Raw genomic sequence first — 16,265 nt, 5'->3', positions numbered from 1 at the left:
GTGTTCCGACTTGCTGGGAGGCTGCGGAACACGCGACATGGGAGGAGGAACTAACCATGGGACGATATCTGTTGCTGAGATTGGCCGATGCGGTCCCTACGATTCTGCTTGTCCTGACGCTCGTCTTCATCGCGATGCGCATCCTGCCGGGCGATCCCGCCATTGCCGCGCTCGGAGACATGGCGACGCCCGAACAGCTGCAAATCTTTCGGGAAAAGATGGGGCTGAACGCGCCGCTCTGGCTTCAATATATCAATTTCGTGTGGGGCGTGCTGACACTCGATTTCGGCACGTCCTTTATGAACAATCAGTCCGTTCTCCGGCTGATCGGCTATAACCTGCCCTACACGATCGAACTCACCGTCGTGGCGATGTTCCTTGGGGTCGGCGTTGGCATTCCGCTCGGCGTGCTCGCGGCGACACATCGCAACAAATCTGCCGACAGCGCGGTGCGCGGCTTTTCACTGCTCGGTTATGCAGTGCCGGATTTTTATCTCGGCGCCCTGCTGCTCATTACCTCTCGTTGACCCTCGGCTGGTTTCCAATCAACGGCGGTGGTGAAGGCTTTTTCGACCGCATGCACCATGTCTTCCTTCCGGCTGTCACTCTTGCACTGGTAAAGGCCGCCTTCATCGGCCGGCTGACGCGTACCTCGTTGCTTGAGGTATTGGGCCGCGACTATATCCGCACCGCCCGCGCCAAAGGCGCGCGTGAGCCGCGCGTCATCTACCGCCATGGCCTGCGTAATGCACTTCTGCCGCTCACAACGGGCATCGGCCTCAGCACGCTTGCCACGCTCTCCGGCTCGGTCGCCATCGAACTGGTTTTCAATCGTCCAGGCATCGGCAAGCTTCTGATCAGCGCCATTGCTGAACGCGACTATGCCGTCATCCAGGGTGGAGTGGTCGTTCTGGCGCTGTTGGTCGTCCTGATCAACCTGTTGATGGACTTGGTCTACATCGTCGTCGATCCACGTATCCGGGTGAAGTGAATGAGCACCGTGATCCAGCCCTCCTCGCTCTCGCCCGACGTCGACAACACGATTGCGCCGGAACCGGGTTTCCGCGCCGCGATCATGCACATGATCTTCGGACGCAAATCGACGGTCTTCGCCCTGGTCGTGATGTTGATCTTCATCGTCGTGGCGGTTCTCGCCCCGTGGATTTCGCCTTACGATCCGCTGGCGCAAAGCTTCCTGTCGATCAACAAGCCGCCATCGGCCGCCCATTGGCTCGGCACCGACCAGTTCGGCCGCGATGTGCTGTCGCGGATGATCCACGGGTCGCGCAACTCGTTGCTGTTCGGCCTGATCTCGCCGGCACTGGCGGCAATCTTCGGGACGGCGCTGGGCGTCACGGCCGGGTATTTCGGCGGCGCGGTCGATCGGGTGATCTCACGGCTGATCGATCTTCTGCTGGCCTTCCCCGAACTGCTTCTGGCGATCATGATCGCCGCCGTGCTCGGCGGCGCCTTCTGGAACATCATCGCCGTCATCACCGTGGCCTTCATCCCGGGTTTTGCCCGCGTCGCCCGTGCCTCGACGCTGGCGGTGAAGCAGGAGCCCTATGTGGAGGCGGCGGTGGCGGTCGGCCTTCGGACCCCGACGATCATCATCCGCCACATCATCCCTAATATCGCAGCCCCGATCGTCGTGCTGATGACGCTGTGGGTCGCCTCCGCCATTCGTCTCGAAGCCTCGCTGAGCTTCCTCGGCATCGGCACCCGGGCGCCGAACCCGAGCTGGGGCAATATCATCCGCGACGGCTTGAACAACCTGTTCGGCTCCCCCTGGCCGATCATCGCCGCCGGCTTTGCCATCACCTGCGTGGTGCTCTCCTTCAATCTCTTCGGGGATGCGGTGCGCGACGTGCTCGATCCGGAGACCGCCGAATGACGCAAACGCCAATGACGCAAGCACCAGTGCTCGCACAGGGTCAAAGCGCCACTGCCACGACGAAGCCGGCAAGACCGCTGCTGAAGGTCGAGAACCTGTCGGTCGAGTTCGGGCCGAAGGCGTCGCCGATCCGGGTGGTCAACGGCGTCAGCTTCGAGGTCGATGCGGGCGGTTCGGTCGGCATCGTCGGCGAATCCGGCTCCGGCAAGTCGATCACCTCGCTTGCCGTCATGGGCCTGATCCCCAGCCCGCCCGGCCGTATCGTCGAAGGCCGCGTCGAGTTCGAAGGGACCAATCTTCTGGAGATGCAGAAGGCGCGCCTGCCGGATATCCGCGGCCGCGACATCGCGATGATCTTCCAGGAGCCGATGAGCTCGCTCAATCCTGTCATGACCATCGGCGACCAGATCGGCGAGGCGATCAAGCTGCACGAGAAGATGAGCCGGGAACAGCGTCGCGAGCGGATCGTCGAACTGTTGAAGCTGGTCGGCATTCCCAATCCGGAAGGACGCCTCGGCGCCTATCCGCACCAGTTCTCCGGCGGCATGCGCCAGCGGGTGATGATCGCCATGGCGGTCGCCTGCAATCCAAAACTTCTGATCGCCGACGAACCGACGACCGCACTCGACGTGACCATCCAGGCGCAGGTGCTGGAACTGATGCACAAGATCCGGCGCACGCTGAACACCTCGATCCTGCTGATCTCCCATGATCTCGGCGTCATCGCCGATGTCTGCGAGCGGGTGGTGGTCATGTATGCCGGCCGGGTGGTGGAGGAGGCCGATGTCAAGTCGATCTTCCGCAACCCGAGCCATCCCTATACCCGCGGCCTGCTGCAATCGATCCCGCGGCTGAACGACGAGCGGTCGCGGCTCTACCAGATCCCCGGTTCCGTGCCGCTGGCTGGCACCGTCAAAAAGGGCTGTCCCTTCTTCGCCCGCTGTCCCGACAGGATCGGCAGATGTGCCGAGGAGATGCCGCCGATGTTTGCCGTCAGCAAAAGCCAGAGGGCGGCCTGCTGGGTGACCGCGGGGGCGAATGAAGGAGCGACTGCGGCAGTGACGGCAGGCGTGACTGCTGGTGGTGGAGTATCCGAGGGAGCGACCGCATGATGAACGCCAGGATCGAAGAAGGTATCACCCCGCGAACTGGCAAACAGGCCGGCGACGACTTCATCACGGTCGAAGGGCTCGGCAAGACGTTTTCCGAGAACCGGATGTTCGGGTCTTCCGGCTCGGCGGTGCGCGCGGTGGATGGTGCAAGCTTTACCGTGCGGCGCGGCGAGACGCTGGCGCTGGTCGGTGAATCCGGTTGCGGCAAGTCCACCCTCGGCCGGCTGCTGCTGCGCCTGATCGAGGCAAGCGAGGGCGAAGTCACCGTCGACGGCACCAGGCTGATGGCCCTGTCCCAGGGCGACATGCGCAACATGCGCGCAAAAATGCAGATGATCTTCCAGGATCCCTACGGATCGCTCAGCCCGCGAAGGTCGATCTCGCAGATCATCTCCGAGCCGCTCGAAGTGTTCGGCATGGTCCAGTCCTCCCGACAGCGTCGCGAGCGGGTGGCGGAACTGCTGAGCCAAGTCGGGTTGTCGCCGACCTTCATGGATCGGTACCCCCGCCAGTTCTCCGGCGGCCAGCGGCAGCGCATCGGTATCGCGCGGGCGATCTCGGTCAATCCGCAGTTCATCGTCGCAGACGAACCGGTCTCGGCACTCGACGTCTCGGTGCAGGCGCAGATCGTCAACCTGATGCAGGACCTGCAGCAGAGCCGCGGCTTTTCCTACCTGTTCATCGCCCACGACCTGTCCGTCGTGCGCCATATCGCCGACCGTGTCGCGGTCATGTATCTCGGCCGCATCGTTGAGATCGGCCCGAAGGCGCGCATCTACAACGCGCCAAGCCATCCCTATACGCAGGCGCTGCTCTCCGCTGTCCCCGAACCCGACCCGGAAACCCGCCGTGCTCGGATCATCCTCAAGGGCGATGTGCCGAACCCCGCAAACGTGCCCTCAGGCTGCAGTTTCCACACACGCTGTCCCATCGCTCAGGACATCTGCAAGCGGGAAAGACCGAAGCTCGCCGAAACCGCAACGGCAACGGCAACGGCAACGGAAATTGGGCATCTCGCAGCCTGCCACTTCGCCAAACCAATGCCGATTCCGGTCGGGTAAAAGGTCTCGGAACGACCGAGACCCTTCAGTAGAAATAGCTAAACTTCTTGGAGACACCTACTGTCGGGCTCTCAATAACAGCCTATCAAATACTGATCACGTGGCGTCAGCCATGATCGAAAGCGGCGAGAAGGAAATTCGCGGCCCGGTTCAGTGCCGACTTGCTGCTTTCGAGATGGGCCGTATCGAGCTGGAAGACGTGATGCATGCCTTCCCAGACTTCGAGCTGGACGGAAACACCGGCCTCTGCCGCACGCTCCGCGAACTGCCGGGAGTCATCGAGTAATCGTTCATCCGTGCCGACCTGGATCAGCAACGGCGGTAGCTTCTGCAGTTCGCCAAGCAAGGGCGATGCCAGAGGGTCGAAGGCGCTGAAGGAGCCAAGATATTTCTGGGCGCAGTCCTTGAGGTAATCATAACCGATGAGCGGATCGACCACTGCTGGATCGTTCATCGAAGCACCTGAAAAAGTCATGTCGACCCAGGGAGAGAAGACCACGCCGGCAATCGGCTTCACATCCAAGGCTCCGTTGCTGAGCTGCGTCAACGTCACCAGCGAAAGGCCGCCGCCGGCAGAATCGCCGACAATGGCGATCTGCCTGAAACCCTGATCGACGAGCCACTGCCACGCGGCAAGCGCAGTGTTCGGCGCGGTCGGCAGGGTTGCTTCCGGAGCCAGAGGATATTCGAGGATAAACGTCGGAACCTGCGTGCGGGCGACGATCTGGCTGACGAAGCCGCGATAGGCTTGCGACGAACCGAGAATGTAGCCGCCACCGTGGATATAGAGGATTGCCTTGGCGGTACTCGCCTGTTTCGGACGAACCCACCAGCCGTTGACGCCATCCTCATCGACAGCCTCGAGGGTCACGTTGTCAGTAAGCGGGCTCGCCGAGATAAACGTGTCATAGGTGGTGCGCAGATCGGTCGTCGCCGATGCCCAGAAATCTGCAAAGCGCTGGCGAAGAGCATCTTCGCCGGCGCGTTCGTCAGCCGAAATCTTGATGACTTCGATCTTGGCATGAGTGTTATCGGTGTTCAGAACATTCAGCATCGTCTTTCTCCGTTTTGCCGCTCGTCCGGCGGCGTTCAGAGGTTGGGGATTTCGGGCTTTCAAGGATCGCCCGGGCACAGTTTTTGGTCGGAGGCGCTTTCAAGCGCCGCCGTTGATCATCGCCCAAAGCGAGGTTCAGATGATCGGAACAACATCCGGCAGACGGCGCACGTCGGCGGAAGGCACCATCTGCGGGTCGGGTTTCACAGGTGTCCCGTGGATCGGTCTTGCGGCAAGAAGTACGAAATGGGTTTCTCCACCTGCCTGGATCAAGATTTCCGTTTCCGGTCCGGCAGCCACCGTCGTCGCGGTTCCCGCGACAAGGTCACGGCTTTCGCCGGCCACATGAAGCGTTAGCGTACCCGATACGGCATATATCCATGCTCCCCTGCCTTGTGGCAGCAGATGGGAGAACTCTCCGCCACCTTGGAGGAAGCCGTCCAGCATCGTCATTTCCTCCGGCGTTCCTTGAGCGCCAGCGGTCTCGCCGCTGCGGCCTAGAACGACACGAACACGGAACTCCTGTGTTTCAATGACCGGCATGTTCCGCGCTTCCACATGCAGTGCGCAGGCCGGCTCTTTCTTCAGGCGTTCGGGCAGGTCGACGAAGATCTGTAGCGCGTGGGTTCTCGCATCTTCCTCGGGCTTTTCTTCATGGACCGCACCGCTTGCAGCCGCCAGCCAGTAAAGATCGCCCGGCTTCAAAGCGATATTGTGCCCAAGCGTATCCCGGTTGAGGAAGGCGCCTTTGGAATCTTCGAAGATGGCGGTCACGGCGGATATGCCCGCATGAAGATGGGGATCGAATGTCGGCGCGGTCATGACGAAATGATCCACCATCAGAAGTGGATCCATCTGCCCCTCGAACATCTTTTCCGAAAAATGCAGCGCGAAGAACCCGCTGCCGATCTCACGGGGGATACCGGTCACCGCCTTCCCGATTCTTTTAGGGAGAGCCACTGGCTTTTCTAGTTTTACGACGTTCTGCATTTTGCTCGCTCCGCTGACAGACATGTGCCAACGAATGTGCGGCAAGCGGCATCGGACGAGAAGTCGCCAGAATTCCAACCTTGTGTTCAGACTATTGGACGATGCTCAAAGAAGTACGGCCTTTGGAAGCTCGGACGCCAAGTGATCGAGGAAAGCGCGTACGGATGGAAGCAGACCCTGGCGGTAAGGGATGAGTGCCGTCAGTGTCGAGTCACCCGCGATCCAATCCGGCAGGATGCGCCGGAGGGCGCCGGACTGAACTGCCGATCTCGCGATATAGCCCGGCAGGGCGACCACGCCGATCCCCTTGATGGCCGCCTGCTTAAGGCCGATCATATCGTCGCCGATCAGTCGAGGTGTCAGCGGCACCGCAACCTCATCCCTTGCCTGACGGACATGGCGGAGCCGCCAGACCGGCGAGAGGCCGGCCCTCATCATGAACAGCGACGGATGATTTTGAAGATCCTGGGGGCTTTCGGGTGCGCCATTGTTTTCGACATAATCCGTTCCGGCGAACAGATACCATGGAGCCGGTGCAAGCGTCCGCTGGACGAGGTTCGAATCCGGAAGAGGGTCCGAATGCGCTCTGACCGCCAGATCGAAATTCTCGCCAACAATATCGACCGTCCGATCGGTGGCATGGGCAAAGATATTCACCTTCGGATACCGGACAAGGAAATCGGCGATGGTATCCGCCATGGCGAACTGCATGGTTGCAACGCTCGCCGTACAGCGCACGGTACCAGTCGGCTCTGTCAGGCGGTGGCGTATCGTCGTTTCCGCCATTTCGGCCTCGCGCAACATGGCGACCGCATGCCGATAGAAATCGGTGCCGGCATCCGTCATGCCAAAGCGGCGAGAGGTTCGGTTAAGCAGCCGGACGCCTAACTCTTTCTCAAGCTCCTGAATTCTATGGCTTAATGTCGACTTAGGTACACGAAGCGTTCGGCCGGCTGCGGTGAAGCCGCCTCGATCGACGATCTGCACGAAATAGAAAAAATCATTCAAATCCAGCATCGCGCTCATCGTCCAATCGGTCGAACATTGCGTTGCGATTTTGCCGGTTTTTGAACCTCTGGTCTAGGCTGGCACGTTGTCGATGTGTGGCCATCCGCACCTCCCGTGTGCGGATGGCCGAAAGTCCATTTATCCCTTGAAAGCCTTCACGAAGGTCGCGTCGAACGTCTTGTCGAAAGCAACGTCGGCGTTCGCCAATTCGGGGTCGAGCGCTTTCAGCACGCTCATCATGGAGTCATATCCTTCCTTCGTGACCATGCCGTCCGGAGAGAACATCTCACGCGATTTCTGGAACGCGTCCATATAAAGCGTCTTGTTGCCCAGCAGATATTCTTCCGGCACGGTTGCCGCGATATCTTCGGGCTTGGCAGCGCGGATGAAATCCAGTGCCTTCATGAATGCATTCACCGTCTTCTGGGTGGTGACGGGATTGGCTTCGATGAAACTGCGCTGGATATAGACCGTGGCGGCCGGGTTCGGGCCGCCGAACACTTCACGGGTGCCGGCCTCTGTCCGTGTATCGAGCAGGATTTGGATATCGCCGTCCTTCTCCAATTGGGCGATGACCGGATCGAGGTGGGAAAGCCCCTCGATTTCGCCGTTCTTGATGGCGGCAACCGCGCTCGAGCCGCTACCGATACCGATGATCGCTGCATCGTCCACCTTCAAACCATTCTTCTGCAGCACATATTGTAGCATGAGGGCTGTCGATGAGCCGGGCGCGGTAACGCCCATTTTGCGGCCCTTCAAATCCTTGATCGACTTGATCTCGCCGGCAAGGCTTTTGCGAACAGCGATGACGATGCCAGGGAAACGGCCGAGATCGCAGACGGCAACGATGTCCTGACCCTTGTTTTGCATGCGGATCGTGTGTTCGTAAGCGCCGGCGACGACGTCAACCGAACCGCCGACCAGTGCTTGCAGCGATTTGGCGCCACCTGCGAAGTCGTTGATGGTGACGTTGAGACCTTGTTCCTTGAAATAACCCTTCCGCTCCGCAATCGTCAGCGGCAGGTAATACAGCAGAGGCTTGCCGCCGACGCCGATGACGAGATCGGGTTTCTCGATCTTTCCATCCGCCGCTCTCGCCGGCAAAAGGCCGGCCATCGTCGATCCGGCAGCCAGTGCGGCTGCACCTGCCAAAAATGTTCTGCGTTCCATGGTTTACTCCTCCTCTTCAAAAACTTCGGATCAGGCTTCGCGCCAGACGAGCAGACGGCGCTCCACCACCGTCATCAGCCAGTCCACGATCAGCACGAATGCCATCAGTACGAACATTCCGGCAAACACTCCGGTCACATCGAAAACGCCCTCTGCCTGCTGGATGAGATAACCGAGCCCAGCAGACGAACCGAGATATTCGCCGACCACCGCGCCCACCACTGCAAAACCGACTGACGTGTGCAGGCTCGAAAAGACCCAGGACAACGCCGAGGGAAGATAAACGTGCCGAAGCAGCTGCCGTTCTCCCATCCCAAGCATCCGTCCATTGGACAGGACCGTCTGGCTGACCTCCTTGACGCCCTGATAGACGTTGAAGAACACGATGAAGAAGACCAGCGTGATGCCGAGCGCGACCTTGGACCAGATGCCGAGGCCAAACCACAGTGCGAAGATCGGCGCCAGAACGACGCGCGGCAGTGCGTTTGCTGCCTTGACGTAAGGATCGAAGACCGCCGCCACGAGCGGTTTGCGGGCAAACCAGAAACCGAAGACGATGCCACCGAGCGCTCCGATCACGAAGGCCAGCAACGCTTCCAGAAGCGTCACCCAGAGATGGTACCAGATCGATCCGCTGACGAACCACGTATAAATCTTCTGCCCGACGCCGATAGGATTGGCGAAGAAGAAGGAAATCGTCTTCGGATTGCCGAAGACATGCGTGCTCGATGCCAGGTGCCACAGGACGAGAACGACGACGGCCACGAGGACCTGCAGGGCGAGAAGATAGCTGCGTCTCATTGCTCGCCCTCCGGAGTATCGCGATAGGCTTTCATGACTTCATCTCTCAGCGCGCGCCAGATGTCCCGGTGCAGCCCGATGAAGTGAGGATCATGGCGGATTTCGGCAATGTCGCGCGGACGAGGCAATGGAACGGTGAAATTGCCGATGATGCGCGAACGAGGTCCCGCAGACATGATGACGATGCGGTCGGCCAGCGCGATCGCTTCGTCGAGGTCGTGGGTCACGAACATCACGGCCTTGCGATCCTCCGACCACAGTTTCAGAAGGAGGTCACCCATCAGCAGCCGGGTCTGCGCATCAAGCGGACCGAACGGTTCATCCATCAACAGCAGCTTCGGATTGCGGATGAGGACCTGCGCCAGGCCGACGCGCTTGCGCTGCCCGCCGGAAAGCTTGAGCGGGTAACGATCGGCGAAGGCGGCGAGACCGACGCGCGCCAGCCATTGCCGGGCCGATGCCCGCGCTTCGGCCTTTTTCGTTCCGGCCACCTCTAGTCCGAGCGCGACATTCTCCTCCACCGTTTTCCAGGGCATCATCGCATCCTGCTGGAAAAGGTATCCTGCCTGGCGATTGATGCCCTTCAGCGGGGTGCCGAACACTTCCACAGAGCCGGAAGCCGGTGCCAGCAGGCCGGCAGCGGCATTCAGCAGCGTCGATTTTCCGCATCCGGTCGGCCCGACAATCGCGACGAACTCGTGCTCGCCGACTTCAAGATCGGTTTCCACGACGGCGTCGAATTGATTGCGCTGGCCAATGCCAAAGGAAATAGCCACCTTCTTCAGGCTGACAGCCCGGACGGCATTCGTATTCATTAATGCACATTCCTCCCGAACGGCATATCCGCCTTCCGGAGATGGCGGAGCTTCCGTTTTTCATCGCCAAACTGACCAAGCTATCCTCCTCCGTCAAGTCATGTGCGATGTGGTCGGTATTTTCGTGACGCCTGCGATTGCCTTCCCCCCTTAAGACGCGGCGTCCAGTCATCGCGAATTTGTTTTGCCCGCCGGCCTCAGGCAGACGCTTTCTGCCAACCACCAAGCCTCCATCTCTCATAGCGATCGTCGAGATAGACGTTTGCTCAGGTATCTCTCAGCGCTGCAAAGCCTTTTTCCAGATCGGCAACGAGGTCTCGGACGTCCTCCAGACCGATCTGAAGCCGAAGCACCGGTCCACCGGCGGGCGGCGGCGTCACTTTCCGGTCGAACAGGTTGACGTGCAAAGCAAGGCTCGGAAAGCCGCCCCATGAATAACCAAGACCGAACAGGCTCAGGCCGTTGAGAAAGGCTTGCGCCTTTCGCTTGTAGTCCCTCTTGTCCTCGACTTTCAGCACGAAGGAGAAGATACCGCTGGCACCTTTGAAATCGCGCCTCCAGATGTCATGTCCGGGAAAGCTTGGCAAAGCCGGGTGCAAGACCTGCGCCACCTCTTTTCTGCCCTCAAGCCAACGAGCGATTGCGAGCGCGCTTTCCTGATGCCGTTCCAGCCGAACGCCCATGGTCCGCAGCCCGCGCAGGACCTGGTACGCATCGTCCGGCGCGCCGCAGATGCCAAGAGCACCATTGGTTTCCTTCAACTTCGGCCAATGCTCCGCATTGGCCGAAACGGTACCCATCAATATATCGGAATGGCCGGCCGGATATTTGGTGACCGCCTGGATGGAGATATCGACGCCAAAATCGAGCGGCCGGAAATAAAGGGGCGTCGCCCAGGTATTGTCCATCGTAACGACAGCGCCAATCCGGTGCGCCGCCTCAACAATTGCGGGAATATCCTGCATCTCGAATGTGTTCGAGCCGGGCGCCTCCGTATGGACCAGCTTCGTAGTCGCTCGGAAAAGCTTTTCGATACCGGAGCCGATCATCGGATCATAGAATTCGACTTCGACACCGAACCTGGCGAGCATCGTCTCGCAGAAATGCCGGGTCGGGCCATAAACGGAATCGACAACCAGCGCGTGATCGCCAGGAGAGAGATAAGCGAGGAAGGCAATCGTCACCGCGGCAAGACCGGAAGGAACAAGAATGGTCCCTGCGGCCCCTTCCAGCTCGTTGATTGCATCACACAGAGCGTTCGTCGTCGGCGTGCCGCGGGTGCCGTAGGTATATTTCTGAGCATGCGTATCCATGATTTCGGCGCTCGGAAACAGAACGGTCGATGCCCGGACGGACGGTGGATTGATGAAGCCGTGATAGTCGAAAGGGTCATATCCGGCGCGAACGAGCTGAGTATTGATCCCGAGTGAACTCGTCTGCTTCCGGCCCAACGGCTTGCGGTCTTCAGTCATGCGAATGCTTTCCAGGTGTCGAGAGGGTCTTGCGCAAATGTCGGCTTCCAGCCGAGAGCCGGGGCGATCTTCGTTGCAAAGTCGCTGATGATCTGGACGTATTCCTCCAGCGCGAACTCGTATGGCAGTTCGAGCCGGAGTTCGCCGACCTCACGCAAAACGCTGTCGGTCAACAATTTCTCGATAATCTCGTCGGAACTACCAACCAGATCGCGGCTGAACAACGTGCGGCGCGGCCCCTGCGGAGCAAGCGTCCGCTCGTATCGGCTTGCCGCATAATCACGGTATTTTCCTCTCGTTCCTTTGTCGGCGCTGTCGGTCGGCACGATCACCCGACCTGCCGCCACGCGCGGGTTACGGCCAGCCGGCAGGGCAGCACGGTAGGCAGCAAGCTGCTTTGCCTGCGCTTCAAAGAAATCGTCGGAGACGTCTCCAGACGTGAGGCTGCCGATCATCAGGTTAAGGCCAGTCCGTCCCGCCCATTCGGATGACCTGAGTGACCCTCCGCCATACCACACGCGGTCGCGCAGTCCCTTTGCAAAGGGCTGAAGGCGGGCCTGCTGCCGATTGCCGGGCGAGATCACATAGGTCTCGCCATTCCCGAGATAATTGCCTTCGAGATTGGCAAGCAGACGCTCGACCCGGGCATAGGAGAAGTCGAAGCTCTGCCAATCCCCATCGAAGACGAGTGGCGCAACGAGTTCGGCATGCAGCGGTGGCCCGGCGCTGACGCCGACATTGAGCCGCCCGCCGGACAAGGCATCCGCCATCGACAGATCTTCGGCCAGCCGGAACGGGCTTTCATAACCGAGCTGAATGACGGCTGAGCCGAGTTCGATCCGTTTCGTCCGCTGGCTGGCGGCTGCGAGGAAAACCGGTGCGGAGGAGACGCCGTGCTCCAGATGTCGCTGACGCACCCAGCCACTATCGTAACCCAATTCCTCGCCCGCTTCGAAAAGCTTGAGGGAGGCTTCGAGCCCGCTTGCAGGGGCGTGGTCCGGGTAGTTGCCGGGTGTCAGAAAACCGATATGGCGAATGTCGAGCGAGGAAGCCGTCATGATATCACAATGGAGGAAGGAGGAGACCTGGCCTCAGCAACGCTGCGGCCGTGACAAGCGAACTGTCAGCTCTTCGGTAGGCCCGGCGGATTGGTCTGCGATTCCGGCAGCGCCTCTTCCGAAAGCTGCCAACGGGCAAGAACCTTAGCGTAGAGGCCATTCTTCATCAGGTTGTTGGTGGCGAGCGTCAGCGCCGTCGCAAGCCCCGACCCTTTGCGGGTCGTGATCGCCACATCCGAGCGTTCCGGCCAGCCGGCCGACAGTGTCCCGACGCGCTTGATGTTCTTATCGCGGGCAGCGATGTAGACGAGCTGTGCATGTGGCTGGACGATGACATCGACACGCCCGGCCTGAAGGGCTAGAACACGAGCCGCGTCGTCATCGTAATATTGCAGGTCGATCGGCTTCAGGCCCGCCTTGACATCCTCGTCGCTCCATTTCAGCAGGATCCGCTCCTGATTGGTGCTGGCACCGACCGTGATACGCAAGCCGGCTGCATCCTTCGGCTCCCTGATCTCCTTGATATTGCTGTCGGTCTTGACGAAGAAACCGTGCAGGCCCTGGCGATAGGTAGAGAAATCGAACTTCTCCTTGCGCAATTCGGTAACGCCGACATTGGAGATCACCGCGTCGTATTTGCCGGAGACCAGTCCCAATGGCCAGTCTGCCCAAGCAACCGGAACCAGCTGCAGTTCAAGGCCGAGGCTGTCGGCGATAGCGAGCGAATAGTCCGGATCGGCACCGACGATCGTCTTGGCGTCGGTCGCATAGCTGGAGAGCGGCGGCCCGCCGACGGAAACCGCGACCGTGAACTTGCCCGGCGTTGCGAACTTGAAATCCTTGGGGATGGCGGCGATGGCGGCCGGATCTTTTTCGGCGCGAATGCGGCCGGGCTGATCGGGCGAAAGATCGAAGATATCGTCGGCAGCATTTGCCGCGGATAGCCCGAGCGCCGAAGCCAGAAGGCTCGCAGCCAAGACGCCTATGGTTTTTCTGAAGAGAGACATGATGATTTCCATGTTTGTGAAAAAGGGTGCGGACAGAGAGGGAAAGGCCCGCACCGAACGGATCACTTCTTCGGCAGGCCGGGCGGATTGGTGCGCGCCTCCTTCACCGCCTCGGCGGAGAGGCTCCAGCGAGCGAGAGCTTTCCCGTAACTACCGCCCTTGATCTGCTCGTTGAGCGCGACGGTGATGGCGTCAGCCAGGCCGGAACCCTTCTTGGTCGCTACAGCAATCTCAGCCGTCTGAGGCCAGCCGCCGGAAAAACCGCCGACGAATTTCGTCTTCTGCTCCTTAGACGCCTTGAAAGCGGAAGTGGCGTTCGGGCCGAGATAAGCGTCGGCACGGCCGGATTGGAGCGCAACGTCCAGCACCGCCTCGTCGTCGTAATATTGCACCTCGCTCGCAGGCAGACCCTTTGCCTTGTTGGCTTCGATCCAGCGCAGCAGGATCTGCTCCTGGTTAGTGCCTGACGAGACGATCACCTTGAGGCCGGCGACATCTTCCGGCTTCTCGATCTTGGCCACCTTGCTGTTGAGCGGCACGTAGAAGCCGAGAAGGTCGTTGCGGTAGGTCGAGAAGTCGAACTTCTCCTTGCGCTCTTCCGTTACGGTAATGTTGTGGATTGCCGCGTCGAAGCGGCCGGAAACGACGCCGAGCGGCCAATCAGCCCAGGCAATCGGCACCAGTTCGAGCTGTAGGCCGAGACTGTCGGCGACGAGCTGCGCAACATCCGGCTCGCTTCCGATCGGCGTTTTGTTATCGGTTGCATAGGCCGCAAAAGGCAAGCGTCCGGGAACGGAAGCGACCGTCAGCTTGCCGGGGGTGACGAACTTGTAGCCCGCCGGAATGAGCTTTATCGCGGCCTCGACCTTCTCCGCCCTCACCCGGCTTTTCTGCTCTGGCGAAAGATCGACTTCCTGCGCATGTGCAAGTGCGCCGAAGAACCCGGAAAGCGACAGGAGGCTGCCGATGGTCAGGCCAAGAAGCCCGGACTTGTAAGACATGCTGGGTGTTTCCTTATGTTTGTTTGCTCAGAGGACTTTGGCGAGGAATTCGGCAGTGCGCGGATGTTCAGGCCGGTTGAAAACCTTCTCCGGTACGCCGGTTTCGAGGATGCGGCCCTGTTCCATGAAGACGACGAGGTCTGAGACTTCGCGGGCAAAGCCGATCTCATGGGTGACGATGATTAGCGTCGTGCCGGATCGGGCGAGTTCCTTGATGACGTCGAGCACTTCGCCGACCAGTTCGGGATCGAGCGCGGATGTCGGCTCGTCGAAAAGCAGGACCTTGGGCTTGAGGGCCAGCGCACGGGCGATCGCCACACGCTGCTGCTGGCCGCCGGAAAGCTGGCGCGGATAGGCGTTTGCTTTTTCCGCAAGGCCGACCCGGGCGAGAAGATCCAGCGCCTCTGCCTCTGCCTGCTCGCGCGGGATGCGTCTCACCGTGACCGGGGCTTCGATGACGTTTTCCAGAACAGTCAGATGCGGGAAGAGGTTGAAGTTCTGGAACACCATGCCGACTTCGACGCGGCGTTTCAGAATGTCTTTTTCCTTCAGTTCGTAGAGCGTTTCGCCATCCTGGCGGTAACCGATCAATTCGCCGTCGATGGCGATGAAGCCGTCATCGACGCGTTCCAGATGGTTGATCGAGCGCAGCAGCGTCGACTTGCCGGAACCGGACTGACCGAGAATGGCTGTGACGCTTCCGGCCGGAATGGATAGCGTGACCTCGTCGAGAACCTTCAACTGGCCGAAGCTTTTCGAAACGCCGTGGATCGTCACCTCGCCGCCGCGTGTGCGGAGCGGCGCAATGTCTGTTCGACGGACAGCCGGCCTGGCAACCACTTCCACGACCTTTGGCGCAACGACGGCCTGCGGCACGAAGCGGCGATAGAGGCCGGAGAAGATCGACGGCGGCGGATTGCGCAGCGCACCGCGGGCATAATGCCGCTCGATATGATGCTGGATGATCGACAGGACCGTGAGGATGACGAGATACCAGACTGTCGCCACCATCAAAAGCGGAATGACTTCCAGATTACGGCGGTAGATGATCTGGATCGTGTAGAAAAGTTCCGGCAGCGCCAAGATATAGACCTGTGACGTGCCCTTCGCGAGACCGATGATATCGTTGAAGGCGGTCGGCAGGATGGAGCGCATGGCTTGCGGCAGCACGATCCGCGACGCCTGACGGCCACGCGGTAGGCCGAGCGCGGACGCGGCTTCGAGCTGGCCCTGGTCGACCGAGAGAATGCCGCCGCGGATGATTTCCGACGCGAAGGCCGCTTGGTTCAGAGTGAGGCCGAGAACGGCAGCCGCAAACGGCGTGATCAGCTGTGTCGTATTCCAGCTGATGAAATTAATGCCGGTATAGGGCACCCCGACAGTGATCGTCTCGTAGAGATAACCGAGATTGTTGAGGATCAGCAGCAGAACGATGAGCGGGATCGAGCGAAAAATCCAGATATAAGTCCAGGAAACCCCGACCAGCAGCGGCGAACGGGAAACACGCGCCAGCGCCAGTCCGGTACCGAGAATGAAACCGAACAGCGCACCGAGCGCGGTCAAAAGCAATGTCCGGCCGAGGCCGACCAAAACGGGTTCGGCGAAGAACCATTCGGCAAACACATCCCAGCCCCAGCGTGGATTGCCGAGGACAGAATGGATCGTCGCGGCAATGACGATCAGTGCGAAAACCGTACCGACGGTGCGCGCCGGATAACGGGCGGGTACGACGCGGTAATGGGAATAATCCCCCTTGGCGGCAACGGGTTGTCGTGCGGGAACGGTCTGGATACCGTCGAAATCACTGGTGATTGTCATGACC

General features: G+C 60.2%; 16 protein-coding genes. 5 read left to right on the top strand and 11 right to left on the bottom strand.

Annotated features, from left to right (window positions below):
• Nucleotides 1-56: 56 nt before the first annotated feature.
• The 5 genes from KX729_RS30910 to KX729_RS30890 are packed head-to-tail and all read left to right on the top strand — an operon-like array spanning nt 57 to nt 4,067.
• Nucleotides 57-527 (top strand): ABC transporter permease, encoded by a 471-nt coding sequence (locus KX729_RS30910; RefSeq protein WP_219746291.1) that lies wholly within the window; start codon nt 57-59, stop codon nt 525-527.
• Nucleotides 524-991: an ABC transporter permease gene (locus tag KX729_RS30905; protein WP_281423285.1), complete on the top strand. Its 468-nt coding sequence runs from the start codon at nt 524-526 to the stop codon at nt 989-991. The genes KX729_RS30910 and KX729_RS30905 overlap by 4 nt, the downstream gene beginning before the upstream one ends.
• The gene (locus tag KX729_RS30900) at nt 992-1,894 is read left to right on the top strand and encodes an ABC transporter permease (protein WP_219746289.1); all 903 of its coding nucleotides are present in this window, start codon (nt 992-994) and stop codon (nt 1,892-1,894) included.
• The gene (locus KX729_RS30895) at nt 1,891-3,006 is read left to right on the top strand and encodes an ABC transporter ATP-binding protein (protein WP_246617995.1); all 1,116 of its coding nucleotides are present in this window, start codon (nt 1,891-1,893) and stop codon (nt 3,004-3,006) included. Before KX729_RS30900 ends, KX729_RS30895 begins: the two co-directional genes overlap by 4 nt.
• The gene (locus KX729_RS30890; protein WP_246617994.1) at nt 3,003-4,067 is read left to right on the top strand and encodes an ABC transporter ATP-binding protein; all 1,065 of its coding nucleotides are present in this window, start codon (nt 3,003-3,005) and stop codon (nt 4,065-4,067) included. Before KX729_RS30895 ends, KX729_RS30890 begins: the two co-directional genes overlap by 4 nt.
• A 106-nt stretch (nt 4,068-4,173) precedes the next feature.
• On the opposite strand, the gene KX729_RS30885 is transcribed toward KX729_RS30890, so the two are convergent.
• The 11 genes from KX729_RS30885 to KX729_RS34310 all read right to left on the bottom strand — a co-directional run bounded on the left by KX729_RS30885 (nt 4,174) and on the right by KX729_RS34310 (nt 16,261).
• On the bottom strand, nt 4,174-5,121 hold the full coding sequence (locus KX729_RS30885) for an alpha/beta hydrolase (protein WP_219746288.1): 948 nt from the start codon (nt 5,119-5,121) through the stop codon (nt 4,174-4,176).
• A 135-nt stretch (nt 5,122-5,256) separates the two neighbouring features.
• Entirely contained in the window at nt 5,257-6,051 is a 795-nt protein-coding gene (locus KX729_RS30880; RefSeq protein WP_312992988.1) for a pirin family protein, read from the bottom strand.
• A 165-nt stretch (nt 6,052-6,216) separates the two neighbouring features.
• Nucleotides 6,217-7,128 (bottom strand): LysR substrate-binding domain-containing protein, encoded by a 912-nt coding sequence (locus KX729_RS30875; protein WP_219746286.1) that lies wholly within the window; start codon nt 7,126-7,128, stop codon nt 6,217-6,219.
• 129 nt (nt 7,129-7,257) lie between these two features.
• Complete coding sequence (locus tag KX729_RS30870; RefSeq protein WP_219746285.1) at nt 7,258-8,289, bottom strand: ABC transporter substrate-binding protein; 1,032 nt, start codon at nt 8,287-8,289, stop codon at nt 7,258-7,260.
• A gap of 30 nt (nt 8,290-8,319) precedes the next feature.
• Nucleotides 8,320-9,090: an ABC transporter permease gene (locus KX729_RS30865; RefSeq protein ID WP_219746284.1), complete on the bottom strand. Its 771-nt coding sequence runs from the start codon at nt 9,088-9,090 to the stop codon at nt 8,320-8,322.
• A complete protein-coding gene (locus tag KX729_RS30860) occupies nt 9,087-9,905 on the bottom strand; it encodes an ABC transporter ATP-binding protein (RefSeq protein WP_219746283.1) in 819 nt (272 codons plus the stop codon). Before KX729_RS30860 ends, KX729_RS30865 begins: the two co-directional genes overlap by 4 nt.
• Before the next feature lie 266 nt (nt 9,906-10,171).
• Nucleotides 10,172-11,377, bottom strand: coding sequence for a cystathionine beta-lyase (locus KX729_RS30855; RefSeq protein ID WP_219746282.1), 1,206 nt, complete (start codon nt 11,375-11,377; stop codon nt 10,172-10,174).
• Entirely contained in the window at nt 11,374-12,435 is a 1,062-nt protein-coding gene (locus KX729_RS30850) for an LLM class flavin-dependent oxidoreductase (protein ID WP_219746281.1), read from the bottom strand. The genes KX729_RS30855 and KX729_RS30850 overlap by 4 nt, the downstream gene beginning before the upstream one ends.
• 65 nt (nt 12,436-12,500) lie before the next feature.
• Nucleotides 12,501-13,442 carry an ABC transporter substrate-binding protein gene (locus KX729_RS30845; RefSeq protein WP_219746280.1) on the bottom strand — a complete coding sequence of 314 codons (942 nt, stop codon included), beginning with the start codon at nt 13,440-13,442 and terminating at the stop codon, nt 12,501-12,503.
• A 62-nt stretch (nt 13,443-13,504) separates the two neighbouring features.
• A complete protein-coding gene (locus tag KX729_RS30840; RefSeq protein WP_219746279.1) occupies nt 13,505-14,443 on the bottom strand; it encodes an ABC transporter substrate-binding protein in 939 nt (312 codons plus the stop codon).
• Nucleotides 14,444-14,470: 27 nt separating this feature from the next.
• Nucleotides 14,471-16,261, bottom strand: coding sequence for an amino acid ABC transporter permease/ATP-binding protein (locus tag KX729_RS34310; protein WP_219746278.1), 1,791 nt, complete (start codon nt 16,259-16,261; stop codon nt 14,471-14,473).
• Nucleotides 16,262-16,265: the final 4 nt, after the last annotated feature.

It is taken from the genome of Neorhizobium populisoli, assembly GCF_019430945.1.
In the GTDB taxonomy this organism is placed as follows: domain Bacteria; phylum Pseudomonadota; class Alphaproteobacteria; order Rhizobiales; family Rhizobiaceae; genus Neorhizobium; species Neorhizobium populisoli.
This window is presented reverse-complemented; position numbering and strand designations above follow the sequence as displayed.